The organism is Streptomyces sp. NPDC020875, from assembly GCF_040641415.1.
Taxonomy (GTDB): domain Bacteria; phylum Actinomycetota; class Actinomycetes; order Streptomycetales; family Streptomycetaceae; genus Streptomyces.
In genome coordinates this window covers 34,214-58,874 of record NZ_JBFADP010000008.1, presented here as the reverse complement: position 1 = coordinate 58,874, position 24,661 = coordinate 34,214, and the positions used below count along the sequence as shown (strand labels likewise).

The following is a 24,661-nucleotide window of genomic DNA, read 5'->3' as shown; positions in this document are numbered from 1 at the left end:
ACGAGCCGCCGAGAGCGATACGACCGAGCAGACCGGCCCGGCGGGCCCGCCGGATCGAGCCGACGGGCCCGGATGATCCGGCGATCCGCCGGGGCCGACCGAGCTGGCCGATCCGGCTGATTCGGCGGTTCCGACCGGTCCGACTGATCCGACCGGTCCGGCGGGCCCGACCGGATCAGTCGGACCGGTCGGCCCGGTCGGTCCGGTCGACCCGATTGGTTCGACCGAGCCGACGGAGCCCGAGAACTGCCCGGATGCTCCGGTCGAGCCGGGCTGCCCGATGTTCCAGGAGGAGGCGGGGGTGGGGTGGGGGGCGGGGGGGGAGGGGCCCGGGAGGAACGGAGAAATCAGGGGCGGACGCCGTGGAGCGCCAGGGACACCGCCGCGTCGGCGATTACCGCGGGGTCCTCGGCGGCGCCGAGTTCGATCCGGCGTACCGCCGCGTCCACGACGCCCTGAAGCAGCATCGCGGCGAGCCGGGGCTGGTCGTGGCCGAGTTCGGCGAGGGCTTCGACGATCATGGCGATCAGGCCGCCGTGGGCGGCCCTGATCTTCTCCCGGGCGCCGTCGTCCAGCTCTCCGGCGGAGATGGCCACCACGGCCCGGTGCCGGCGGTCGCCGACCAGGTCGAGCTGGCTGCGGACGTACGCCTCGACCTTGCCCTCGGCGGTGTCGGTCCGCTCCATCGCGGCCTCGACCTCGGCCGCCCAGACGGGGAAGTCCACCGCGCACAGTTCTTCGACGACGGCGGCGCGGGAGCGGAAGTACTCGTAGACGGAGGACCGGGCGAGGCCGGTGCGTTCAGCGAGGGCGGGGAAGGTCAGCGCTTCCGTGCCGCCTTCGGACAGCAGGGAGCGCGCGGCGTCGAGCAGGGCGTCGCGCTGCATGGTCCGGTGCTCGGCCACGGAGGCCGCTCGAATCCTGGGCACCCTCCCACTTTACGGATGCCGCGCAAGAGGGCGGGGCGTTTCGGCGGGTCAGCGGCCGACGTCAGCGAGCTTGGCCCGGAGCTGGAGCACAGACTTGGTGTGGATCTGGCTGACTCGGCTCTCGGTGACGCCGAGCACCTGGCCGATTTCGGCGAGGGTGAGGCCCTCGTAGTAGTAGAGGGTGACGACGGTCTTCTCGCGGTCGGGGAGGGTGTTGATGGCGCGGGCGAGGAGTCGTCGCAGCTCGCGGTCCTCGGCGACCTCGACGGGGTTGTCGGCCGCGGTGTCCTCGAGGGTGTCCATGAGGCTGAGCCGGTCGCCGCCTTCGCCGCCGACATGGAGCAGCTCTTCCAGGGCGACGACGTTGGCCAGGGACAACTGGCTGAATACGGCGTGGAGTTCGTCGATTCCGACGCCCATTTCGGAGGCGACTTCGCCTTCGGTGGGAGTGCGTCGCAGCTGGGCTTCGAGGGTGGCGTAGGCGCGTTCGACGGCCCGGGCCTTCTGGCGGACGGAGCGGGGGATCCAGTCGAGGGCGCGGAGTTCGTCGATCATCGCGCCGCGGATCCGGGTGATGGCGTAGGTCTCGAACTTGATGGACCGTTCGATGTCGAACTTCTCGATGGCGTCGATGAGTCCGAAGATCCCGGAGGAGACGAAGTCCGCCTGTTCGACATTGGACGGCAGCCCGACGCTGACCCGGCCCGCCACGTATTTCACCAGGGGCGAGTAGTGGAGGATCAGTTGCTCGCGCAGCCGCTCGTCCCCGGTGGCCTTGTACGACTGCCACAGCTCCTCGACCGAGGAGGGGGCGGGGGGCCGTGCGGCGCCACGGGCAGCGGGGGGCACTGGCGCGCGATCAGACCCGGGGGTGTGCTGGGGCATGCGTTGCCTTGAGCCGTTCTGCTGTTGAGGGGGGACTCGGTGCGGGGGGAGAGGGGGGTATGCGGGGGGGGGAGGGGCCGGGTGAGCCGTGGCGGGGTTCGTCGGGGAGTGGATATATGTCCGGAGGTGGTGAGCGTAGCGTGACTGAATGGTCGCGGTGGGCGAAGGCCGGGTGGGCGACCGCGCGCGGAGGATCAGTCGTCCCGTGTCCGGTGTACCGGCGCTGCGACGGCGTACGCCGGTCCCCGGTTGTGGTGGACGGCACCGCCGAGGTCGTCCCCGTTACTTTTTCACCCGAATGCTCCGGATCACGAACCGCCTCGCCGCTTGTTCGACTCGCGATTCGTCCGGTGGGCCAATTCCCAGCTCTCCCCTCTGCGTTCGACGAACCCCAGGGCGTGGAGTTCGTACAGGCCGGCGAGTGTGTCGTCGGCGCCGGTCCCGGCCGTGCGGGCCAGTTCGGCCGGGTGGGCGGCGCCCCGGGCGGGGAGGGCTTCGAGGATCCGGGTGTTGCGGGGTGTGAGCAGGTCCCGGGGGTGGACGGGGCCGCGCCGGTCGGGGGTCAGTTCGCCGATGGTGCCGACGAGTTCGGCGATGTCGTCGGCGTCGGTGACAAGGGTGGCTTCGTTGCGCAGTAGTTCGTGGACACCGGCGGAGAGGGGGCTGGTGACGGGCCCGGGGACGCCCATGATGTGGCGTCCCAGCGCGCGGGCGTGGCGGGCGGTGACGAGTGAGCCGCTGCGGTAGGCGGCCTCGATGACGACGGTGCCCCGGCTGAGGGCGGCGATGACCCGGTTTCTGAGGACGAACCGGCTGCGGGTGGGGTGGTCGCCGGGGGCCAGTTCGCCGATGACGAGGCCCTGTTCTCCGATCCGGCGGATGAGTTCGGTATGTCCGGGCGGGTAGGCGACGTCCACTCCGCAGGCGAGTACGGCGATGGTGGCGCCGTCGGCGGCGAGGGCGCCTCGGTGGGCGGCGCCGTCGATGCCGAAGGCGGCTCCGGAGATCACGACCCAGCCCCGGTGGGCGAGTTCGGCGGCGAGGGCGCCCGCCGTGTGGGTGCCGTAGGGGGTGCAGGCCCGGGCGCCGACGAGGGCGACGGAGCGCAGGGCCCAGGTTCTGAGGTGGGGGGTGCCGCGGGTCCAGAGGCCGATGGGGCGGGTGGTGCCGAGGTCGTCGAGTTGGGTGGGCCATTCGGTGTCGCCGGGGCAGATGAATCTGCCGCCGAGCGCGGTGATGGTGGCGAGGTCGCGGTGTGGGTCGGCGGTGGCGGCGCGGGCCCGGTAGCCGGCGAGTCTGCGGGGTGTGGCGCCGGGCAGGGCCGGGTCACCGCCCGGCCCTGCGGCGGCCCCGGCGCCGGTGCCGGTGTGGTCGCTGGTGATGCGGTGGAGCACTTCGACGGCGCTGTAGTCGGCGAGCCACCGTCCGGCGAGTTGGTCACCGGGTTCGACGATCCGGGTGAGCGCGGCGCGGGCGAGCCGTTCGGCGTCGTCCCGGGGGCCGGTTTCCCGTGCGGGCGGGGAGCCGGTGGTGGTCCGGCCCGGTGGTCGCGGCGCGGGTCGGTCGGTGGGGCCGGGTGGGAGTGCCGGGGTCATGGTGTGCCTCCTGCTCCGGTGGGCCGGGGGGCGCCCCGGGGGACGCCGGTACGGAGTTCGAGGGCGAGGGCCACGTCCTCGTTCCGGGGCCGGTCGTGGCCGGTGAGGTCGGCGATGGTCCAGGCGACGCGGAGGACGCGGTCGAGTCCGCGGGCGGTGAGGAGTCCTCGTTCGAGGTCGCGTTCGGGTGCGGAGAGGGCGCCGGGGGCGACGGGCCAGCGGGTGCGCAGTTCATGGCCGGGGATCTCGTTGTTCATGGTCCAGGGGGTGTCCCGGAGCCGGTCGGCGGCTCGTTCGCGGGCCTGGTGGACCCGGTCGGCGACGGTGGCGCTGGGTTCTCCCCGGCCGCCTTGCCCCATGAGGTCGGCCCGGTTGACGGGTTCGACCCTGACCCGGAGGTCGACCCGGTCGAGGAGGGGCCCGGAGAGCCGGGCCTGGTAGCGGCGGACGGCGGCGGGGGCGCATTCGCAGCCGGCGCCGTCGGTGGTGTGGCGGCCGCAGGGGCAGGGGTTGGCGGCGAGGACCATCAGGAAGCGGGCGGGGAGCCGGACGACTCCCCCGCTGCGGGCGACGACGACATAGCCGGATTCCAGGGGCTGGCGGAGCGCGTCGAGGACTTTGACCGGGAATTCGGGGGCTTCGTCCAGAAAGAGAATGCCGCGGTGGGCGAGGGAGACGGCGCCGGGCCGGGGCAGCCCGTTGCCGCCGCCGACGAGGGCGGGCATGGTCGCCGAGTGGTGCGGGGCGCAGTAGGGCGCGGTGCGGACGAGCGGCTGGCCGGGGGGCAGGATTCCGGCGACGGAGTGGACGGCGGTGACTTCGAGGGATTCCCGTCGGGTGAGGGGCGGGAGGATGCCGGTGAGGCGTTCGGCGAGCATGGTCTTCCCGGCGCCGGGTGGTCCGGAGAGCAGGAGGTGGTGTCCGCCTGCGGCGGCGACCTCCAGGGCGGTGCGGGCCGCGTGCTGGCCCGCGACGTCGGCGAGGTCGGGCTGGTCGGCGGGGCCACTGACGAGTCCGGTGCCGAGGCCGGCGCCGGGGAGCGCGAGTCCGGCGAGTATCGGGTCGGGGCCGTCGGTGACGGGTTCCTCGGCGGGGACGGGTTCGTCGTTCAGTACGGCGATCAGTTGGCGCAGGCTGCGGACGCCGAGGACGGAGACGCCGGGGACGAGTGCGGCTTCCCCGGCGGTCTGTTCGGGGACGACGACGTTGTGATATCCGGCTTCGGCGGCGGCGAGGACCGCGGGGAGGACGCCGCGGACCGGCCGGACCCGGCCGTCGAGTCCGAGTTCTCCGATGAGGACGAGGTCGGCGATGGTCCGGGGGTCGACGCGTTCGGCGGCGCCGAGGACGGCGCAGGCGACGGCGAGGTCGAATCCGCTTCCGCCTTTGGGGACGGACGCGGGGCTGAGTCCGACGGTGAGTTTCTTCTGGGGCCAGTCGGCGCCGGAGTTGACGACGGCGGCCCTGACCCGGTCGCGGCTTTCGGTGAGGCTCTTGTCGGGGAGTCCGACGAGGGCGAAGGCGGCGATGCCGGGTTCGAGGTCGGCCTGGACCTCCACGACGACGCCTTCGACGCCGACCAGGGCGACGGAGCAGGCACGGGCGAATCCCATCAGGCCACCCCCCGGACGTGTTCGACGACGGGTGCTCCGCGCCGGGGCAGCAGTACGCCGACGAGGTCGATCCGGATCCCGCCCGGTGGTGGTCCGCCGTACCGCTCGATCCAGCCTTCGGCGAGGCGCAGCAGCCGGGCGGCCTTGGCGGGGGTGATGGCGGCCATGGGGTGTTCGAAGGGCCCGGCCCGGCGGGTCTTGACCTCGCACAGCACGACGGTGTCGCCGTCGCGGGCCACGATGTCGATCTCCCCGGCGCGGCCGTACCGCCAGTTTCTGGCGAGGACGGTCATTCCGGTCTCGGTGAGCAGTCGTGCGGCGATTTCCTCGCCGTAGTGTCCCAGTGCTTTCGTGGCGTTCATCTCGGTACCACCTCCTGCACCGAGAGTGACGCGACCGCCGTCCGCCCGTGGATCTTGGTGGACAAGGGGTGGGTTGTGGATAACTCCGTCACCCGTTCGGGTCCGCCGGGCCGGTCGGGGCTCACCGGAAACAGTCCGGGAGCGGGACAAATACCGTCCGGAAACGGGCGGAAGCGGGGCGGTAGGGGTCCGGGAATCACCCGGTCATAGCGGCGGCGGGCATCCGCGGGAGCCGCGGATGCCCGCCGGGGCGTCGAGGGCCGCTGTTCGGCCGCTGATCAGCTGCCGGGGAGTTCGAGGTCGCTCTTGTTCAACTCCTCGATGTTCACGTCCTTGAAGGTGAGGACCCGTACCTGCTTGACGAAGCGGGCGGGCCGGTACATGTCCCAGACCCACGCGTCCGCCATGGAGACCTCGAAGAAGACTTCGCCCTGTACCGAGTGGACCTGCATCTCGTAGTCGTTGGTCAGGTAGAAGCGGCGCTCGGTCTCGATCACGTATTTGAACAGTCCGACGACGTCCCGGTACTCCCGGTAGAGCTTCAGCTCCATCTCGGTCTCGTACTTTTCGAGGTCCTCGGCGCTCATGGCATGTTCCCCTTCAGCCGTGCGTCCCCCTATTGTGCGCCAGTCGCACCCGTCTCTAGGCGATTTCGGGGGCGAGGACGATCGGCGTCGGCGGGGGACCCTCGTCGAGCAGCGTGCGCAGCAGCCCGGCGAGTCTGGTCGGGTACACCGTCTCACGCGTGGCGGACAGTTCGGCGGAGGTCCACCATCTCAGCCCGGTTACGCTGCGGCGTTCCAGTTCGGTCAGGGCGCCGGGCGCGGTCGTGGTCTGTTCGGTACGGGCCAGGTAGTACCACTCGTCCTGGTTCCAGCGGCGTCCGTCGAAGGGGAAGGAGCAGAGGCGCCGCCAGAGGACGGGGCCGAGCCGGACGTCGGTGACCCCGGTCTCCTCGGCGAGTTCGCGCAGTGCGGCCTCGGCGCGGGTCTCGTCGCCTTCGAGTCCGCCGCCGGGGGTGAACCACCAGTCGTCGGCCGGGTCGCCGGGCTCGCAGCCGTGGACGAGGAGGATGCGGTCATGGGGGTCGAGCAGTACGACACGGGCGACTCTTCGCAGTTCACCGCCGCCGAAGCCGTCCGCGAACCCGTCCGCGAACCCGTCCGTGGAGCTGTCGGCGGAGCCTCCCGCAGAGCTGTCCGTGAAGTCGTCCGCGGAGCTGTCCGGACGGCCGTCCGTACCGCCGGGAAGGCCGGGTACCGGGTCCGTCTCATCCGGCATCGGTGACCGCCTCCGTCCGCTGTTCCCGCCGTTCCCGCCGTCGGCGCAGGGCTCGCCGTACGGGGTCGTGGAGTCCGCCGCCGAAGACCAGCAGCGCCCCGGCGGCCATGCTCCAGAGGATCGTTTTGACCGGCCCCATCCGGGAGATCCCCCCGGGCAGATCGGCGAAGCCCTCGGGCCGTTCCAGAAAGGCGCCGCTGAGCGGCCACACCACGGCGTCGAGCCGGGCTTCCACGGCGGACCGGGGTACGGATCCGCCGGCGGCGTCCTGGAGGTGTTCCCGGGAGTCGAGGGAGTTGTTCCGCTCGTCGCCGAGGAGGAAGAGCTGTTCGTCGGGGACGGTGGTACTGAACGCGGTGGGCGACGCCGGTCCGGCGGTGCGGAGATACGGTTCGGTGACCGGGGTGCCGTTGACGGTCAGCCGTCCGTCCCGACCGCAGCAGGCGACGGTGTCGCCGCCGGTCGCCACGACCCGCTTCACCATGGGGGTGCCGCCCCAGGCGGCGAGCCGGAACACCACGATGTCGCCGCGGCGTACGTCGGCGCCGTCGATCCGTTCGGCGAGGACCCGGTCCCCCGCCCGTACGGAGGGTGTCATCGAGTCCGTCGGTACCAGATAGGGCCGGTACACCAGGGCGCCCCAGACGAAACTTCCCAGGAAGAGGACACAGCCGACGGCCACGGCCAGGCCCGACAGTGTTCTGCCGAGCCGGCCGTGGCCGTCGTCCGTTCGTCCGCCGCCCGTCCGTGCTGCCGTCATTCCGGCGCTCCCCCGCTCCAGGAGGCTTCGGGCCGGGCGGTGATCCCGCGCGGCCGCGCCCCGGGACGGCACCCTATCGGGCGGTACCGCGTCACGGATGCGTCGCTACAGCCCCGGCTCCCGCCCGGCCGAGGGGGCCGTCGCGCGGGTGGCGCTCGGCGGGGCGGTGTCCCGGGCCGTCTCGCGGGCGATCAGCCGCCGCCTGCGCAACAGCACCAGCGGTACGGCGCCGAGGGTGCCCATGGCGAGCGGCGCGGAGGAGGTCACCAGGGCGGCGGCCTTGTTCCCGATACCGGGCTGGTCGTACGTCGAGGGGACCGGCAGGGTCGCCCAGCGGTTCACGGGCCAGGCGATGACCACGGCCCGTCCGACGACCTCGTCCACGGGGACGAAGCCGCCGTTGACGTCCTCGGTGTGGTAGCGGGAGTCGCGGGAGTTGGAGCGGTGGTCGCCCATGACCCAGATCTTGCCGTCCGGGACGGTCAGCGGCCCGAAGGGCTGATCGTCGCAGGGGGTGTCGCCGGGGAAGATGTACGGCTCGTCGAGCGCCTTCCCGTTGACCTTGACCGGGCCGCCCTTCTTGCACTCGATCCGGTCGCCGCCGATTGCGATGGTCCGCTTGATCAGGTCCTTCTCCTCGGCGGACGGCATCAGGCCGATGAAGCTGAGGAACTTCTGGACCGCGTTGGGCTCGGGGGTGGGCTCGCCGTCCAGCCAGCCGCCCGGGTCGTGGAAGACGACGACCTCACCGCGTTCGGGCTCGGAGCCGAACCAGGGGGTCAGCTTGTCGACCAGCACCCGGTCGCCCCGCTGCAGGGTGTTCTGCATCGAGTCGGACGGGATGGAGAACGCCTGGACCAGGAACGTCTTGATCAGCAGCGCCAGGACCAGAGCGATACCGATCAGGATCGGCAGCTCTTTCCAGAAGGAGCGCTGCGGCTTGCGGCGCCCCTCTTCATCCTCGTCGTCGTCCTCGGTGCCCTCCGGGCCGGGACCGGCGGCCGGCGAGGGGGTCGGGCCCCCTGCGGGACCGCCCGGGCCGGAACCTCCGGGTCCGCCGCTGCCCCCGGTCCCCCGGCCGTCCCTGGGGGCGCCGGGGCCGCCCGGACCGCCGGAACCGTCCGGCAGCTCGCCGGGGTTCCCGTCACCACCCTTCACGGACGCCGCCGCCGGGGACGAGGCCACCGGCGGCGCGGTGTCCCTGCGGGACGGTGACGCCACGGCGGGCCCGGCCGCCGGGGCAGTGCCCGGAGACCTCTCGGCCCCGGCGGACCCGTCGCGCCCCTCGGGCCCGTCCTCCGGCTGCTCGTGTCCGGACTGTGCGCCGACCGCGACGTCCCGCACATCAACTCCTCAGTCTGTGTGAACCGTCCGCCCGTCCGCCACGGAGTTCTCCGCAGGACGACCAGACCCATCACTCCCATAACGAGCGAGAGTTCCGCAGGGCTCGGGAGGAGGACCATTCCTTTGTGGTCCTGGGACGACAGGGTATGCGAATCGCCTCCCGCCACCTCACCATTCGCACGTACGTTCGGTACGGAGGCGTAGACCTCCTGCCCGTCGAGCCGGGCCCAGTTGTCCACCGGCCAGGCGATCACCACGGCCCGTCCGACGACCGCGTCGACCGCGATCGTGCCCCGCTCCGGCTCGTCGAGATGGGCCCGGGAGTCCGCCGAGTTCGCCCGGTGGTCCCCCATCACGAACAGCCGCCCCGGTGGCACCGCGACCTCGAAGGTCTGGGTCGAGGGGACATTGCCCGGATTGAGGTACGACTCGATCAGCGGGACGCCGTTGACGGTCACCCTCCCGTCCGCGTCGCAGCAGGCGACGGTGTCCCCGCCGACCGCGACCACCCGTTTGATCAGGTCCTGCTCGCCCTCCGACGGCAGCAGTCCGATGAAGGTGAGCCCCTGCTTGATCTGTTTGACGACGACCGGGTCGTTCTTCTTCTCGGGCAGGGCGGCCTCGCCCACGAGCCAGCCGCCGGGGTCCTTGAAGACCACCACGTCCCCCCGTTCCGGTTCGGAGCCGAACCAGGGGGTGAGCTTGTCGACCAGCACCCGGTCGTCGATCCGGATCGTCTGCTCCATCGAACCCGAGGGAATGACGAACGCCTGGACCAGGAAGGTCTTCAGCACCAGGGCGATCACCAGCGCCACCACGATCAGCAGCGGGATCTCCGTCAGCGCCCACCGCCGCCGCCTGCGCCGTACCTTGCGGGCCAGCTTGCGCCGCTCGGCCCGGCCGCCCTGCGGAACCGGGGAACCGTCCGCCGCGCCGGGACCGGCCGGGGGCAGGGGGTCGGGGCGCTGTCCGGCGGGCCGGCCCCGCCTACCCATGCGGCCGTCCGTAGGCGGGCCCGCCCGTACCGCCCGCGTCCTCGCCGCCATCCGCGCCCCGCGCACCGGTCGGCAGTGGCCGCCCGACCGCGTCCGGAGCGGATCCTTCCGGCGCGTCCGGCACTCGGTCGAAGGCATCCGTACGTCCCAGGGACCCCCAGCGCCCCGCGGGCCACCCGATCCACTCGGCCCGGCCGATCACGTTCTCCACCGGGACCGTTCCACCGCCCGGGGCGCCCAGATAGTCCCTGGAGTCACGCGAGTCACTTCTGTGGTCACCCATCACCCAGAGTCTGCCCGGCGGGACGATGGTGTCGAAGGCCACCTCGGACGGGGCGTCGCCGGGATGCAGATACTCCTCGTCGATCGCCGTCCCGTTCACCGTGAGCCGGCCCTTCCGGTCGCAGCAGACCACCCGGTCGCCCCCGACGCCGACGACGCGCTTGACGAAGTCGGTGGCCGCGGGCTCGGCGAGCCCCACGGCCGCGAAGACGCCCCGGACCGCCTCCCGGAACGGATGCTCCTCCGCCCCCTCCCGGACGAAGGAGCCCGTCCCGTCGAAGACGATCAGATCGCCGCGTTCCGGTACGTCGCCGGAGCCGTACGCGAGCTTGTTGACCAGCACCCGGTCACCGGGCCGCAGGACCGGCTTCATGGAATCGCTCGGAATGTGGAACGGCTGCATCACAAACCGGCTGAACAGCAGCACCGCTCCGAGGCAGACCACCGCCAGGCCCAGTGTCCGGCGCACAGAGAACCCCCAGACGCCCGCGGGGCCCGGCTCCTCCCGGCACTCCTCACCGGAGCCGCCGGAGCCGGGGGAAGGGCGCGGACCACGCCGAAAACGCCGGAAGCGCGACCGCTCCTCCCCCGGTCCGGACATGCCGGGCCCCGCCGTGTCGGCGGGGTCCCCGCTGCCGGGGTGGGATGAGCGGTCGCGCTCCGTGCGTACGTTCTCGGTGTCCATCGCGGACGAGCCTATCCGGCCACGCCATGGACTCGTACGAGACCTGAGCCCGGTTCCGGCGGCCCCTGGGGAGCCGCCGGGCCGATGCCTCAGTTGTCGCGCTTCTCCTTGATCTTCGCGGCCTTGCCGCGCAGCTCACGGAGGTAGTACAGCTTGGCGCGGCGGACGTCACCACGGGTGACGAGCTCGATCTTCTCGAAGATCGGGCTGTGCACCGGGAAGGTGCGCTCGACGCCGACGGAGAAGGAGACCTTGCGGACCGTGAAGGTCTCGCTGACACCGGCGCCCTGGCGGCGGATGACGACACCCTTGAACTGCTGGATACGGGAGCGGTTGCCCTCGATGACGCGAACGTGGACGTTCACGGTGTCACCGGGACGGAACGCGGGGACGTCGGACCGCAGCGAGGCGGCGTTGACGGCGTCGAGCACATGCGACATGTTCGTCTGCTTTCTTCGCCGATGCCACAGGTCATCGACGGGAGAGTTGGTTCGTTCGGATGGCCGTCGGCGTCGGGGCGGGCGTCGTGTCCCCCCGTGGCAGGGGCGCACGCCGGACGTACGGCAGCGGCCTATTCTTCCACGGCGCGCGGTCTGCGCCAAAATCGTCCCCCGGGCTCCGGCTCCCAGCCCAGGATCGACAGGGTCTCGCGGTCCTTGCGGTCGAAGGCGGCGGCGTCGCAGCGCTCCAGCAGATCGGGCCGGTGGGCCGCGGTACGGCGGAGCGCCTCGTCCCGGCGCCAGCGGGCGATCTTCCCGTGGTGGCCGCCGGTGAGGACGTCGGGGACGGTACGCCCCCGCCAGCTCGGCGGCTTGGTGTAGACGGGGCCTTCGAGGAGGTTCGCCATGGCGCCGGGCGCGAAGGAGTCGTCGCGGTGGGACTCGGCGTTGCCCAGGACCCCGGGCAGCAGCCGGGCGACGGCCTCGGTGATCACCAGGACGGCGGCCTCGCCGCCCGCCAGGACGTAGTCCCCGATGGAGACCTCGTGGACGGGCAGCCGGGTGGCGTACTCGTCCATGACCCGGCGGTCGATGCCCTCGTAACGGGCCGGGGTGAAGATCAGCCACGGCTGCCGGGCCAGGGCGACGGCGGTCTCCTGGGTGAAGGGGCGGCCACTGGGGGTCGGCACCACGAGGACGGGGTCGTGCGCCCCGGCCTCGTAGCCGTCGGCGAGGGCGGAGTCCAGGGCGTCGCCCCAGGGCTCGGTTTTCATGACCATGCCGGGTCCGCCGCCGTAGGGGGTGTCGTCGACCGTGTTGTGCCGGTCGTACGTCCAGTCGCGCAGATCGTGGACGTGGACGTCGAGCCGGCCCCGGGCGCGGGCCTTGCCGACGAGGGAGACGTTCAGCGGTTCCAGGTACTCGGGGAAGATCGTGACGACGTCGAGCCGCATCACGCCCCGCCCTTCGGGGCCGTACCGGAGGCATCGGGTCCGGCGGTGCCGGTACCGGTACCGGTCGCCTCGGCGTCGCGCGCGGAGGCGATCTCGGCCCGGTCGTCCAGCAGCCCCGGCGGCGGTACGACGACGATCCGCTGTTCGGCGAGGTCGACCGAGGCCACGATCTCCTCGACGAAGGGGATCATCACCTCTTCGCCGTCGGGCCGCTCCACGATGAAGAGGTCCTGCGACGGCAGATGGCTGATCTCGGTGATCCGGCCGACGGCGGTGCCGTCGGCGAGGAAGACGTCGAGGTCGACCAGCTGGTGGTCGTAGTACTCGTCCGGGTCCTCGGGGGTCTCGTCCGGGTCGACGTCGGCGATCAGCAGGGTGTTGCGGAGTGCCTCAGCGCCGTTGCGGTCGGTCACACCCGCGAAGCGCAGCAGCAGTCGGCCGCTGTGCACCCGTCCGGTCTCGATCGTCAGCGGGCCGGTGCCCGCCGGATCGGTGGCGAGTACGGCTCCGGGGCCGAGCCGCAGCTCGGGCTCGTCGGTCCGCACCTCGACGGTGACCTCGCCCCGGATGCCGTGGGCACGGCCGATCCGGGCGACTACCAGCTGCACTTCGTTGCCTCTCCTGTGGTTGGGGCCGGATGGTCCGGCCGGGCGTCCGGTCCGGGACCGGCCCGCCCCGTGGGGGTGGGCGCCGCCGCGCCCGCCGCCGTACGCGATCCGGTGCCACGGCCTCCGGATCCCTGGATCCACGGTAGGCCGGGGCAGCCGTCGCGGCGCCCCGGAGCGGTGTCACGGGACCGTAGGGAGCCGGCCGGTGGGACGGGACGGGCTCCGGAAGAGCCCGGAGTCGGACCCGTGGATACGCCTCGGGCCGGGGGCGGCCGGTCGGCCACCCCCGGCCCGAGCCGGTGTTCCACTGGTGTCAGCGGACCTGGTCCACGTCGACGAGGTCGACCCGGATCCCACGGCCGCCGATGGCGCCCACGACGGTGCGCAGGGCGCGCGCGGTGCGACCGTTGCGGCCGATCACCTTACCGAGGTCATCGGGGTGGACCCGGACCTCCAGCACCCGTCCGCGGCGCAGGTTGCGCAAGGCGACCTGCACATCGTCCGGGTTGTCGACGATGCCCTTGACGAGGTGCTCGAGAGCCTCCTCGAGCATGCTCAGGCCTCGGTCGACTCGGCGGCGCCGGCGGTGTCGGCCGCCTCGTCCGCCTTCTTCTCGGCCTTCTTGGCCTTCTGCGTGATGGCCTCGCCCTTGGGCTCGCCGCCCTCGAGGGACTTGGCGAACTCGTCGAACGCGGCGCGCTTGTCGGCCTTCGGCTCGGCCACGAGCAGCGGCGCGGGCGCGGGCAGGCCCTTGTGCTTCTGCCAGTCGCCGGTGAGCTTCAGGATGGCGAGAACCGGCTCGGTCGGCTGGGCGCCGACGGACAGCCAGTACTGGGCGCGCTCCGAGTCGACCTCGATGCGCGAGGGGTTCTGCACCGGGTGGTACAGGCCGATCTCCTCGATGGCCCGGCCGTCACGGCGGGTACGGGAGTCAGCGACGACGATGCGGTAGTGAGGCGAACGGATCTTGCCCAGACGCTTCAGCTTGATCTTGACTGCCACGGAAGTGGTGTCTCCTGGTCTTGACGTGGTTGGGCACAACGAGATGCCACGTGGGGTTGCGGTACTCGGGTGCCCGATGGACGCGTCAGCCGGAGGAGAGAGGGGTCCTGTGCGGCCGTCGAGTACAGCTAGCCATTGTGCCACACGCCGATGGCGAGCTCTCCCCCGGACCTGCGCCGCCCCCGTCAGGCGGCCGGGCCGGGGGTTCAGCTCGCCGCGGCGACCGGTTCGGGGATTCGGAAGGGCTTGCCGCAGCCTCCGCAGACGATGGGCGCCTGGGCGAGGACCGACGGGACGACCCGGACATTGCGCCCGCAGTCGCAGACGGCCTTCACCCGGACGCCGCCGCCCGAGGAACCGTGCCTGGCGGCCGGTCCGCGGAAGGAGCGCTTGGTGTCGGACGCCGTGGCGACCGTATGGGCTCTGAGGGCGCGCTGGAGGCGCTCGATCGTGGGACGGTAGCGGCGCTTGGCCTCGGGGCTGAGGACGACCAGGGAGAAGCCGCTGCTGGGATGCGGCTCCTCGGCGTGGTCGAGACCCATCTCCTCGGCGATCGCCAGGAATCTGCGGTTGTGGTAGCGGCCGGCGCGTGAGGTGTCGCGGACTCCTCGCGCGGCGGCGATGCCGTGGACTGCCTCGTGGAGCAGTCGTTCGAAGGACAGCTCGCCGCCGCAGGCGGACGACGACTCTCCGATCAGGGACTCTGGCGCGGCGAGATCCGGCAGCTCAGGGTGGTGCCGTTGAATGTCGGCCCATGCCTGTGCCAGTTCTGCGGCGAGAACAGGTGGTGTCGTGCTCACGTCGTGATAACGAGCCTGAACGGCCCACGGTTCCATTACGGGGCATCCCAAATATTTTGCACGTACCCGTCAGTTGGCATTGATGTGTCCTGACGAGGGCGGGTACGCCGATCTGCGGAGAAGGCTCTCAGTGCGCCGCAAGGTGGTACGTAGCACCTCGTACGGCTCCCCGCGTTGGACGGCTTCTCCGGGCAGGCCGGAGGGCCCCGCTCACCGGACATCGGACACCGTACCGAAACCGACATCGGGAAAAGGCCGACTTGGTGCTTCCGGCCGTATCGGCACGGATTCCGGCCGGGACCGTACGGGCGGGGCCGAGATGTGCGGTTCCCCGGGCCGAAACGCGCGGGGTCCGGGGCCGGGATCCGGGAAACCCGGCCTCCGGGACCGGCCCCGCCCCGGGGGCGGCCGCCGATGAAGGACGGCCCGGCGACGGCCGGAGCGGGGCACGGCGGGCCGGGGCGGGACAGGGCACGGCACGGCGGGCCGGGGCTGGGCGGACGGCAGGGAATCGCTCCTACCCGGGACGGTAGACCGGGGCGGCGGCCCCGGCATCCCCCTGTGGACAACCCCGGAAGCCGCCGGAAACACCCCCCGGAAACACCTCGGCACCCCCTGCGGACAGGGGGTGCCGATCGGACGCGGAGGCCGGACGCGGAGGGACGCCCCGCACGGAGCGCCCGGCGGCCCGGGGTCAGCGCATGAACTTCTTGAACTCGTCGGGCAGCTCGAACTGCTGGTCGCCGTCGCCACCACCGGCCGGAAGCCCGAAGGGGCTGCCCTGGGCGGCCTGCTCCCGGCGCTCGGCGGCGGCCTGCTCATCGGCCTTGCGCTTCATGGGGTTACCGCTGCGCCGCTTGCCCTTGGCCTGCTTCTGCTGCTTCTTCTGGCGCCCGGGGCCGCCACCCATGCCCGGCATGCCGGGCATCCCGGGCATGCCGCCGCCCTGGGCCATCCTGGACATCATCTTCCGGGCCTCGAAGAACCGCTCGACCAGGCTCTTGACGGCACTGACCTCGACTCCGGAACCACGGGCGATCCGGGCCCGGCGGGAGCCGTTGATGATGGTGGGCTCGGCGCGCTCGGCCGGGGTCATCGACTTGATGATGGCAGCCGTACGGTCCACATCGCGCTCGTCGATGCTGTTGATCTGGTCCTTCATCTGCCCCATGCCGGGCAGCATGCCGAGCAGCTTGGAGATGGAGCCCATCTTGCGGACCTGCTCCATCTGGGCCAGGAAGTCGTCGAGCGTGAAGTCCTTGCCCTTGCTGCTCGCCAGCTTGGAGGCCATCTTGGCGGCCTCTTCCTGGCTGAAGGTCTGCTCGGCCTTCTCGATGAGCGACAGCACGTCGCCCATGCCGAGGATCCGCGATGCCATCCGGTCCGGGTGGAAGGCGTCGAAGTCGTCCAGCTTCTCGCCGTTGGAGGCGAACATGATCTGGCGGCCGGTGACATGGGCGATGGAGAGCGCGGCACCGCCGCGGGCGTCGCCGTCGAGCTTGGAGAGCACGACGCCGTCGAAGCCGACACCGTCACGGAACGCCTCGGCGGTGTTGACCGCGTCCTGACCGATCATGGCGTCGACGACGAAGAGGATCTCGTCGGGGGAGACCGCGTCGCGGATGTCGGCGGCCTGCCGCATCAGCTCCTGGTCGATGCCGAGCCGGCCGGCGGTGTCGACCACGACCACGTCGTACTGCTTGGCGCGGGCGTGCTCGACGGAGTCCTTGGCGACCTGGACGGGGTCGCCGACGCCGTTGCCGGGCTGGGGCGCGTAGACGGCGACGCCCGCCCGCTCGGCGACGACGGAGAGCTGGTTGACCGCGTTGGGGCGCTGGAGGTCGCAGGCGACCAGCAGCGGGCTGTGGCCCTGGGCCTTGAGCCAGCTGCCGAGCTTTCCGGCGAGGGTCGTCTTACCGGCACCCTGCAGACCGGCGAGCATGATCACGGTCGGGGGCTGCTTGGCGAACCGCAGCCGCCGGGTCTCGCCGCCGAGGATGCTGATCAGTTCCTCGTTGACGATCTTGATGACCTGCTGGGAGGGGTTGAGCGCCTTGGAGACCTCGGCGCCCCGGGCCCGCTCCTTGACCTTGGCGATGAAGGCCCGGACCACGGGGAGGGCGACATCGGCCTCCAGCAGCGCGATACGGATCTCCCGGGCCGCGCCGTCGATGTCCGCCTCACTGAGGCGCCCCTTGCCCCGCAGGGTCTTGAAGGTGTTCGCCAAGCGGTCGGAGAGAGTATCGAACACGGCGCTCTTCGGTCCTCAGAGTCGGGGGCAACGGGAAATCGCCCTCCAGGGTATCCGGCCGCGGGAGGTACCCGCCCGCTCCGGGCCCGGAAAGACGGCCCGGGGCCGTCCGGCGGAGGTCCGCCGGACCCGGCCGCGGGCGCCTCGCGCCCTCCGACCGTACCGAAGGCCGTTACCAATGGGCACCGTTCGGGGCGCGTCGGCGGGGGGCGTCAGCGCAGGGCGGTCTCGACCGCGCGGGCCAGTTGTTCGGCGGCCGGTCCTTCGAGGGGGCCGCCCCGCACCCCGGTGACGTAGAAGGCGTCGACGGCGTCCCCGCCCAGGGTGCTGACACGGGCGCTGCGGACCCGGACGCCCGCCTCCTCCAGGGCGAGGCCCACCCGGTGGAGCAGCCCCGGGGCGTCGGGGGCCCGGACCTCGATGACGGTGGCGTGCCGGGAGGCGTCGGCGGCGACGGTGACCCGGGGCGGGGGCGGTTCGGCGCCCCGGCGGCGCGGCTGGGCGGCGTCGCGTTCGGCGAGCCGGTCGCGGACGGCGAGGGTGCCGTCGAGGGCCCGGACCAGGTCCGCGCGGAGCCGGTCGGCGGTCGGGAGGGCTCCGTATTCGGCGGCGATTCGCCAGTCGAGCACCGTGACGGGGGTGGTGTCCGGGCCGACGGACGGGGGCAGGGGGATCTCCCGGAGGTCGGCGGAGCGGACGGTGAGCCGGTGCAGGGCGAGCACTCCGGCGACGGCGGGCAGGATTCCGGGCCGGTCGGGCAGGGCGATCCGCAGTACGGCGCCGACGGGCTCGGAGGCCCCTTCGGTTCCGGCGCCGGTTCCGGTGGCCGGTTCCCGCGCGGTGGCGGGGTCGCCGGGGGCCGCGTCGGTACGGGCGCGGAGCGCGAGTACCGGACCACCGGTGCGGTACGCCTCGACGGCCAGCCGTTCCGCGTCGGCGCCGGGCGCTCCGGATCCGGCCGGTCCGGGCCGGGCCCCGCCCAGTACGGCGGTGGTCCGGTCGGCGAGTTCGGCGACGATCCGGGCCCGCCAGCCGGACCAGGCGGCGGGCCCGGTGGCGAGGGCGTCGGCCTCGGTGAGGGCGTGCAGCAGTTCCAGGGTTCCGGTGGTGCCGACGGCGTCGGCGACGGCCCGTACGGTCGCCGGGTCGTCCAGGTCGCGCCGGGTGGCGGTGGTGATCAGCAGCAGATGGTGGCGGACGAGGGTTTCGACGACGGCCGCGTCGGCGGTGCCGAAGCCCATCCGCAGGGCGGTGTCCCGGGCGAGGGGCGCGCCGGCGGTGGCGTGGTCGCCGGGCAGGCCCTTGCCGATGTCGTGCAGCAGGGCGGCGACGAGGAGCAGGTCGGGGCGGTGGACGCGGCGGGTGAGGGCGGCGGCCCGGACGGCGGTCTCGATCAGGTGCCGGTCGACGGTCCAGCGGTGGACGGCGTTCCGCTGCGGGCGGTGGCGTACGTGGTCCCAGACCGGCAGCAGCCGGGTGATCAGGCCCTCGGCGTCGAGGGCTTCCCAGACGGGGACGGCGGGGGGTCCGGCGCCGAGGAGGGTGACGAACTCCTCCCGGGCCTCGGCGGGCCAGGGCACCGGCAGCGGCGGCGCGGACCCGGCGAGGGTGCGGGCGGTGTGCCGGGAGAGGGGCAGTCCGGCGCGGGCTGCGGCTGCGGCGGTACGCAGCGGGAGTACGGGGTCGTGTTCGGGGCGGGCGGTTCTGGCGAGCCAGACCTCGCCGTCCTGTTCGACGGCGCCGTCGGCGAGGGGGGCGCGTTCGGGGGCGGGGCGGTGGGTGCCGCCGGTGAGGAGGGCGCGCAGCCGGGGGCGGGCACGCCGGGCGCGCAGGACCCGGTGGACTTCGCGCCAGGTGACGTCGGCGGCGTAGGCGATGGTTCCGGCGGCTTCGCAGACCCGGCGCAGCAGGGTGTCGGCGTCGGGTTCGCCGAGGGCGGCGGCGATCTGGTCCTGGTCCTGGAGGGCGAGGCGGTCGGTGGCGCGGCCGGTGGTGAGGTGGAGGGCGTCGCGGGTGTCGAGGAGGGTGCGGCGGGCGGTGTCGAGTCCGTCGCGGGGGGCGTCGGCGAGCCAGGAGGCGGCGACGGCGCGCAGGGCGGTGGCGTCGCGCAGTCCGCCGCGGGCTTCTTTGAGGTCGGGTTCGAGGAGGTGGCGGAGTTCGCCGTGGCGGTCGGCGCGTTCGCGGCAGAGTTCGGCGAGTTCGGGGAGGAGGGCGGGGGCTCGGGCCCGCCAGTCGGCGAGGACGGCGGTACGGAGGGGGGCGGCGAGTCCGGCGGGGTCGGTGGAGACGGTCCTGGCGTCGAGGAGGCCGAGGTGGGCCTTGAGGTCGGTGCTCGCGGTGGCGCGGGCCTCGGTGGGGGTGCGGACGGCGTGGTCGAGGGCGATGCCCAGGTCCCAGACGGGGTACCAGACGCGGTCGGCGAGGGCGGCGAGGGCGCGTGGGTCGGCTTCGCCGTCGTGGAGGAGGAGCAGGTCGAGGTCGCTGCGGGGGGAGAGTTCGGCGCGGCCGTAGCCGCCGACGGCGATCAGGGTGGCGTCGTGGACGCCGGTGTCGCGGCGGGCGGTGTGGAAGAGGTCGGCGAGCCAGTAGTCGGTGAGTGCGGCGAGGGCGGTGCGCCGGGCGGGGCCGGGGAGGGCGGGGTCGTTGAGGAGCCGTAGCCGGTCGGCGGCGTATCCGCCGCCGGGCGGGGCGCTTCCGGGGCCGGGGCCCGTACCGCGTACCGGTTGGGTGTCCCGTACCGGTTCGGTGTCCGGGGTCAAGTACTTGTCCCGTGCCGGGTCCGGGCCGCTCGCCGGGGTGTGCTGACCGTGCACCGCTGCTCCCTGGTCGGTTCGGTGGTACGGGCCCCGCCACGGGTGGCGGGGCCCGGGTTCAGAGCGCGTCGGGTCCGCGTTCGCCGGTCCGGACGCGGACGGCGGTGTCGACGGGGACGGTCCACACCTTGCCGTCGCCGATCTTGCCGGTGCGGGCGGCCTTGACGACGACCTCGACCAGTTGTTCGGCGTCGTCGTCCTCGACGAGGACCTCGATCCGGATCTTGGGGACGAGGTCGACGGTGTACTCGGCGCCCCGGTAGACCTCGGTGTGGCCGCGCTGGCGGCCGTAGCCGCTGGCCTCGGTGACGGTCAGGCCGTGGACCCCGAATGCCTGGAGGGCCTCCTTGATCTCGTCGAGCCGGTGCGGCTTGACGACGGCGGTGATGAGCTTCATGCGTCCACCTTCCTGGTGCGGTCCGCGGTCACGAGGGCGTCCCCGGGGGCGGGTGCCGCGCTGCGGGTGCCGGTGCCGCCGCCCGCGCCGCTGAAGTCGTACGCGGTCTCGGCGTGCTCCCGCTGGTCGATTCCGGCGATCTCGGTCTCCTCGTCGACCCGCATGCCCATGGTCTTGTCGAGGATCAGGGCGAGGACGGCGGAGACGGCGAGGGAGTAGGCGAGGACGGCGGCGACGCCGATGGCCTGCTTGCCGAGCTGGTCGAGTCCGCCGCCGTAGAAGAGGCCCTTGGCGTCGGACTGTACGCCTCCGGTGGCGAAGAACCCGACGAGGAGGGATCCGGCGATGCCGCCGACCAGGTGGACGCCGATCACGTCGAGGGAGTCGTCGTAGCCGAACTTGTACTTCCAGCCGACGGCGACGGCGCAGAGCACTCCGGAGATCGCGCCGACGGCGATGGCGCCGAGCGGGGAGACGGCGCCGCCCGCGGGGGTGATGGCGACCAGTCCGGCGACGGCGCCTGACGCGGCGCCGAGGGTGGTGCAGGCGCCGTGCCGGATCTTCTCGTAGCCGAGCCAGGCGAGCATCGCGGAGGCGGTGGCGACCTGGGTGTTGACGAACATCACCGCGCCGACGCCGTCGTCGTTGCCGAGCCAGGATCCGGCGTTGAAGCCGAACCAGCCGAACCAGAGGAGGGCGGCGCCGAGCATCACCAGGGGCAGGCTGTGCGGGCGCATCGGGTCCTTCTTGAAGCCGATCCGCTTGCCGATGACGAGGATGACGCCGAGGGCGGCGGCGCCGGCGTTGATGTGGACGGCGGTGCCGCCCGCGAAGTCGATGACGCCCATCTCGAAGAGCCAGCCGCCCGGGCCCCAGACCCAGTGGGCGACGGGGAAGTAGACGACGGTGGCCCAGAGGGCGATGAAGAGGGCCCAGGCGGAGAACTTGACCCGGTCGGCGAGGGCGCCGCTGATCAGGGCGGGGGTGATCACCGCGAACATCAGCTGGAAGACGGCGAAGACGTAGACGGGGACGGTGTAGCCGTCCCAGAGTTCGGTCAGTCCGATGCCGCTGAGTCCGGCGTAGTCGGCGGACCAGCCGATGACGCCGCCGGTGTCGGTGCCGAAGGCGAGGCCGAAGCCGTAGAGCACCCACAGGACGGTGACGATGCCCAGGCTGACGAAGCTCATCATCAGCATGTTGAGGGTGGACTTGACCCGGACCATGCCTCCGTAGAAGAAGGCGAGTCCGGGGGTCATCAGCATCACCAGGGCGGAGCAGATGAGCATGAAGCCGGTGTTGGCTGAGGACAGTGCGGGGGCTTCGGCGGCTAGCGTCGGGATGCCTGCTGGCATCGGCGTCTCCTCGTCGTCGGTCGGCCGCGTGCGGGTGGGCCGCGGGCGGGGCGGGCCCCGGGCCGTGCCTGACGGGGATGTCCCGGGCCGGTGAGGGCGGCGTGGGACGGGCGGGGGATCAGACACGGCCCGGGGGCTCGTCGGCGGTGTGGGGGCCGTGGCGTCGAGCGTGGCGGCGCGTGGTTTCGGCCGGTGCCGCGGGATGTTTCGCGCCGGTGACGAAGGCGTCGGGTGTGTTACGCGGCCATGAACGGCCCGAAGTCGTTTCTTTCGGATCAGGCTGGGTGAGTGAGCGGGGTCTGGTGCCGTGGATCGCAAGGCGGAGGATTGAGCCACTGCGGTGGGGGTACCACCCGCGCCGTTAGGCGCAGGGGGCCATTGGTGATTGACGACAACGCGGCGAGGCGCGGTGCCAGGGCACGCGAGCCCCAGCAAGATCCGAAAGAGACGGCCTAGGGGGCCGTCGGCGGGCCTTCGGCGGTACGAAGCGCCGCGGGGCCGTACGGAACCGGCCGCGGCGCCCACCCGGGTGACCTGGCACGGGGGAGCCGGTCGGCGGTCCGGGGCGGGCGCCGCGGCCGGGGCCCTGGGGGCCCGCCGGTGCGGCGGGGGCGGAAGGTTCCGGGGGCCGGTCAGACGGCCTGCGCGGTCTCGGGGAGCTGGGCGGTGAGCTGGTCGGTGAGCCGGACGACCTGGGCGACGTCGCCGAAGTCGCGGGCGGCGGTGTCGACGGTCTTGCGGAGCCGGTTGTTGACCCGTTCCGAGCGGACCCGGCGGGCGACGGTCAGCGCCTCGGAGGCCAGCTCGGTGGCCTGTTCGGGCTCCTTCTTCAGCAGATGGACGGTGGCCATCCCGATCAGGTTGAGGGCGTAGGACCGCTGGTGGACCGGGTCCTCGCGGAAGAGCCGGACGGCCCGGTCCATCAGCGGTTCGGCGAGGGAGGCGTACATGGGGCTGCGTCCGGCGACATAGGCGAGGTCGCGGTAGGAGTGCGCGTTCTCGCCGTTCAGCTCGGCCTCGGTGAAGAAGCGGATCCAGTCGGGTTCGCGTTCGCCGTCGAGCCCGGCGTCCTCGAAGGTGTCCTCGGCCATCCGGACGGCGCGTTTGCACTTGCTGGGCTGCCCCATGTTGGCGTAGGCCCTGGCCTCCATCGCGTAGAGCATCGCCTGGGTGCGGGCGGTGGCGCAGTCCCGGCTGCCGTACTGGGCGAGATGGATCAGTTCCAGGGCGTCGTCGGGGCGGCCCAGATGGATCATCTGGCGGCTCATGGAGGAGAGGATGTACGACCCCAGGGGCTTGTCCCCGGCTTCTTTCGCGGCGTGCAGGGCGAGGACGAAGTACTTCTGGGCGGTGGGCTGAAGCCCGACGTCGTAGCTCATCCAGCCCGCGAGTTCGGCCAGTTCGGCGGCGCAGGTGAAGAGCCGGGTGGCGGTGGTGTCCGGATGCGGCTCCTGGAGGAGGTCGGTCACCTCGTGGAGCTGTCCTACGACCGCTTTGCGGCGCAGCCCGCCGCCGCACTGGGCGTCCCACTGGCGGAACATGACGGTGGTGGACTCCAGCAGGTCCAGTTCGGGGCCGGAGAGCTGGGGGATGCCGGGTGCGGCGGCCGGCTCGGGCGGGACCGCCTTGCCGGGGTCGCCCGGGGTGGGCACGAGCCACCGTTGCATGGGTTCGACCAGGGACGGTCCGGCGGCCAGGGCCAGGGACGAGCCGAGGAAGCCGCGCCGGGCCAGCATCAGATCGCTCCGGGAGAACTCGCTCAGCAGCGAGATCGTCTGCGGCCCGGCCCACGGCAGGTCGACTCCGGAGGAGGAGGGCGTCTGATGGGCGGTGCGCAGCCCGAGGCTCTCCACGGCGACCACGGTGCCGAACCGTTCGGAGAAGAGTTCGGAGAGGATCCGCGGAATGGGTTCCCGCGGCTGTTCGCCGTCGAGCCAGCGGCGGACCCTGGAGGTGTCCGTGCTGATGTGGTGCGCGCCCATCTCCCGGGCCCGGCGGTTGACCTGCCGGGCCAGTTCTCCCTTGGACCAGCCGCTGCGTACGAACCACGAACCGAGCATCTCGTTCGGGCGCTTGCCGGTACCGGTGTTCGTACCGGCTCCGCTGCCGTCCACTGGTTGAGCCCCCATCCATGAAGCCTGAAGCCGAGCCCTCGCCGGATGCCGTCAGAATGCCGTGCCCCGGGGCCTTATGTACGGAACTTGCGGAAACATCGACCGGATCCGCACAGGTGGGAGGGGTGGCCCCGGGATCTCCAACGGCGCGCGCGGCGCCGGGGTTCGCCTACCGAAAGTAATCCTACGATCACCGCCCCGGGCCCCGGAATCCAGAAACGCCACCATTCGCCACCCCTTCGAATGAACTCCCCCGCCGCCGGGCGCGATTCACTTGACAGAGGACGATCAGCAGTCGGCGGATCGGTGTATTCACCGGCGCGTGGCGCGATACGCACTACCGGTTTCGCCCCGACGCGCCTTCGGATATCGACTCCGGCGACGCTGTGTCACGAGACGGCTTCGGGTCGTAACCACCGGCGAGCGGGACACGTTGGAGGGGGCATGGGCTTCACAATCGGCGGCAGCCGGGGGATCAGGGACATCCGGTCGGCCCGGCCCGGCTCCCGGCGCCGCGGGCGGGCGGCGGAACGCGCGGTGACGGCGGTGGCCGAGTACACCGGGCTGTGGGGCTGGGCGGTGGTGCCGGGGGCCCGGGCGGCGGCCTCGGCGCCGGGCGGCTGCTCCTGCGGGCTCGCCGGGTGTACGGCCCCGGGCGCTCATCCGCTCTCCCCCGGTTTCGAGATCCCGGCGGGCGCCACCCTGGACGAGGTGGGCGACGCCTGGGCCGGGACGCCGGACGCGACGGTGCTGCTGCCGGTGGGGCGGGCCTTCGACGTCCTCGACGTGTCGGCGGCGGCGGGCCGCTGCGCGCTGGTGCGGATGGAGCGGATGGGGCTGCCGCCGGGGCCGGTGGCGGCGACGCCGGACGGGCGCTGCCAGTTCTTCGTGGCGCCGGGCGCCGCGGCGGCGCTGCCCGAGTTGCTGTACCGGATGGGCTGGGACGACGCGGAGCTGGATCTGCGCTGTCCGGGGCCGGGTGAGTTCATCACGGCACCGCCGTCGGATCACGCGGGTCTGGGCCCGGTGAGCTGGCTGCGTCCGCCGTCGCTGGACACGGCGGCGGCCCCGCCGGAGGCCCGGCTGCTGCTGGGAACTTTGGCGTACATCTGCCATCGCGCCGTCGCGCGGCGCTGTGTGGGGCATGCTCGGAAGTAGACCGGGTCCCGCGGATCCGGTCGCGGCGGGTGGTACTTC

22 protein-coding genes and 1 pseudogene are annotated in these 24,661 nt (G+C 72.5%); 1 reads left to right on the top strand and 22 read right to left on the bottom strand.

Translation table 11 applies throughout. The features are described 5' to 3' along the window. Nucleotides 1–347: 347 nt before the first annotated feature. The 22 genes and pseudogenes from AB0G74_RS06725 to AB0G74_RS06620 form a co-directional block, all read right to left on the bottom strand. Nucleotides 348–905, bottom strand: a complete 558-nt coding sequence (locus AB0G74_RS06725) for a helix-turn-helix domain-containing protein (protein ID WP_361141564.1) — start codon at nt 903–905, stop codon at nt 348–350. Between the two features lie 72 nt (nt 906–977). Further along, nucleotides 978–1,814 carry an RNA polymerase sigma factor WhiG gene (gene whiG, locus AB0G74_RS06720; RefSeq protein ID WP_361141431.1) on the bottom strand — a complete coding sequence of 279 codons (837 nt, stop codon included), beginning with the start codon at nt 1,812–1,814 and terminating at the stop codon, nt 978–980. A gap of 308 nt (nt 1,815–2,122) precedes the next feature. Continuing rightward, nucleotides 2,123–3,409 (bottom strand): DNA-processing protein DprA, encoded by a 1,287-nt coding sequence (gene dprA, locus AB0G74_RS06715; RefSeq protein ID WP_361141430.1) that lies wholly within the window; start codon nt 3,407–3,409, stop codon nt 2,123–2,125. Continuing rightward, complete coding sequence (locus AB0G74_RS06710; protein ID WP_361141428.1) at nt 3,406–5,022, bottom strand: YifB family Mg chelatase-like AAA ATPase; 1,617 nt, start codon at nt 5,020–5,022, stop codon at nt 3,406–3,408. Before AB0G74_RS06710 ends, dprA begins: the two co-directional genes overlap by 4 nt. Next, nucleotides 5,022–5,384, bottom strand: coding sequence for a YraN family protein (locus AB0G74_RS06705; RefSeq protein WP_361141427.1), 363 nt, complete (start codon nt 5,382–5,384; stop codon nt 5,022–5,024). Before AB0G74_RS06705 ends, AB0G74_RS06710 begins: the two co-directional genes overlap by 1 nt. Nucleotides 5,385–5,662: 278 nt before the next feature. Continuing rightward, nucleotides 5,663–5,971: a DUF2469 domain-containing protein gene (locus AB0G74_RS06700; protein WP_005311352.1), complete on the bottom strand. Its 309-nt coding sequence runs from the start codon at nt 5,969–5,971 to the stop codon at nt 5,663–5,665. Between the two features lie 55 nt (nt 5,972–6,026). Continuing rightward, the gene (locus AB0G74_RS06695) at nt 6,027–6,503 is read right to left on the bottom strand and encodes an NUDIX hydrolase (RefSeq protein ID WP_361141562.1); all 477 of its coding nucleotides are present in this window, start codon (nt 6,501–6,503) and stop codon (nt 6,027–6,029) included. A 151-nt stretch (nt 6,504–6,654) separates the two neighbouring features. Next, on the bottom strand, nt 6,655–7,425 hold the full coding sequence (gene lepB, locus AB0G74_RS06690) for a signal peptidase I (protein ID WP_361141426.1): 771 nt from the start codon (nt 7,423–7,425) through the stop codon (nt 6,655–6,657). Between the two features lie 105 nt (nt 7,426–7,530). After that, nucleotides 7,531–8,610 (bottom strand): signal peptidase I, encoded by a 1,080-nt coding sequence (gene lepB, locus AB0G74_RS06685; protein ID WP_361141424.1) that lies wholly within the window; start codon nt 8,608–8,610, stop codon nt 7,531–7,533. After that, nucleotides 8,570–9,764, bottom strand: a pseudogene (gene lepB / locus AB0G74_RS06680) (signal peptidase I). The gene lepB (AB0G74_RS06685) and the pseudogene lepB (AB0G74_RS06680) overlap by 41 nt, the downstream one beginning before the upstream one ends. After that, a complete protein-coding gene (gene lepB / locus AB0G74_RS06675) occupies nt 9,757–10,731 on the bottom strand; it encodes a signal peptidase I (RefSeq protein ID WP_361141423.1) in 975 nt (324 codons plus the stop codon). The pseudogene lepB (AB0G74_RS06680) and the gene lepB (AB0G74_RS06675) overlap by 8 nt, the downstream one beginning before the upstream one ends. A gap of 89 nt (nt 10,732–10,820) precedes the next feature. Beyond that, a complete protein-coding gene (rplS, locus tag AB0G74_RS06670) occupies nt 10,821–11,171 on the bottom strand; it encodes a 50S ribosomal protein L19 (RefSeq protein WP_006346300.1) in 351 nt (116 codons plus the stop codon). A 131-nt stretch (nt 11,172–11,302) separates the two neighbouring features. Next, complete coding sequence (gene trmD / locus AB0G74_RS06665; RefSeq protein ID WP_361141420.1) at nt 11,303–12,124, bottom strand: tRNA (guanosine(37)-N1)-methyltransferase TrmD; 822 nt, start codon at nt 12,122–12,124, stop codon at nt 11,303–11,305. After that, the gene (rimM, locus tag AB0G74_RS06660) at nt 12,124–12,732 is read right to left on the bottom strand and encodes a ribosome maturation factor RimM (RefSeq protein WP_361141419.1); all 609 of its coding nucleotides are present in this window, start codon (nt 12,730–12,732) and stop codon (nt 12,124–12,126) included. Before rimM ends, trmD begins: the two co-directional genes overlap by 1 nt. Nucleotides 12,733–13,045: 313 nt before the next feature. Beyond that, nucleotides 13,046–13,285 carry an RNA-binding protein gene (locus AB0G74_RS06655; protein WP_361141417.1) on the bottom strand — a complete coding sequence of 80 codons (240 nt, stop codon included), beginning with the start codon at nt 13,283–13,285 and terminating at the stop codon, nt 13,046–13,048. A 2-nt stretch (nt 13,286–13,287) separates the two neighbouring features. Beyond that, nucleotides 13,288–13,734, bottom strand: a complete 447-nt coding sequence (gene rpsP / locus AB0G74_RS06650; protein ID WP_358825134.1) for a 30S ribosomal protein S16 — start codon at nt 13,732–13,734, stop codon at nt 13,288–13,290. Between the two features lie 206 nt (nt 13,735–13,940). Continuing rightward, nucleotides 13,941–14,534 (bottom strand): hypothetical protein, encoded by a 594-nt coding sequence (locus AB0G74_RS06645; protein ID WP_358825133.1) that lies wholly within the window; start codon nt 14,532–14,534, stop codon nt 13,941–13,943. A gap of 694 nt (nt 14,535–15,228) precedes the next feature. Beyond that, nucleotides 15,229–16,785 carry a signal recognition particle protein gene (gene ffh, locus AB0G74_RS06640; protein WP_361141416.1) on the bottom strand — a complete coding sequence of 519 codons (1,557 nt, stop codon included), beginning with the start codon at nt 16,783–16,785 and terminating at the stop codon, nt 15,229–15,231. Between the two features lie 212 nt (nt 16,786–16,997). Continuing rightward, entirely contained in the window at nt 16,998–19,598 is a 2,601-nt protein-coding gene (locus tag AB0G74_RS06635) for a [protein-PII] uridylyltransferase (RefSeq protein ID WP_361141414.1), read from the bottom strand. 58 nt (nt 19,599–19,656) lie between these two features. Continuing rightward, a complete protein-coding gene (locus tag AB0G74_RS06630; RefSeq protein ID WP_361141412.1) occupies nt 19,657–19,995 on the bottom strand; it encodes a P-II family nitrogen regulator in 339 nt (112 codons plus the stop codon). Next, entirely contained in the window at nt 19,992–21,350 is a 1,359-nt protein-coding gene (locus AB0G74_RS06625; protein ID WP_361141410.1) for an ammonium transporter, read from the bottom strand. The genes AB0G74_RS06630 and AB0G74_RS06625 overlap by 4 nt, the downstream gene beginning before the upstream one ends. Nucleotides 21,351–21,982: 632 nt before the next feature. Further along, the gene (locus tag AB0G74_RS06620; RefSeq protein WP_361141560.1) at nt 21,983–23,464 is read right to left on the bottom strand and encodes a hypothetical protein; all 1,482 of its coding nucleotides are present in this window, start codon (nt 23,462–23,464) and stop codon (nt 21,983–21,985) included. Between the two features lie 444 nt (nt 23,465–23,908). Between AB0G74_RS06620 and AB0G74_RS06615 the strand changes: the two genes are divergently transcribed. Continuing rightward, nucleotides 23,909–24,622 (top strand): bifunctional DNA primase/polymerase, encoded by a 714-nt coding sequence (locus tag AB0G74_RS06615; RefSeq protein ID WP_361141408.1) that lies wholly within the window; start codon nt 23,909–23,911, stop codon nt 24,620–24,622. Nucleotides 24,623–24,661: the final 39 nt, after the last annotated feature.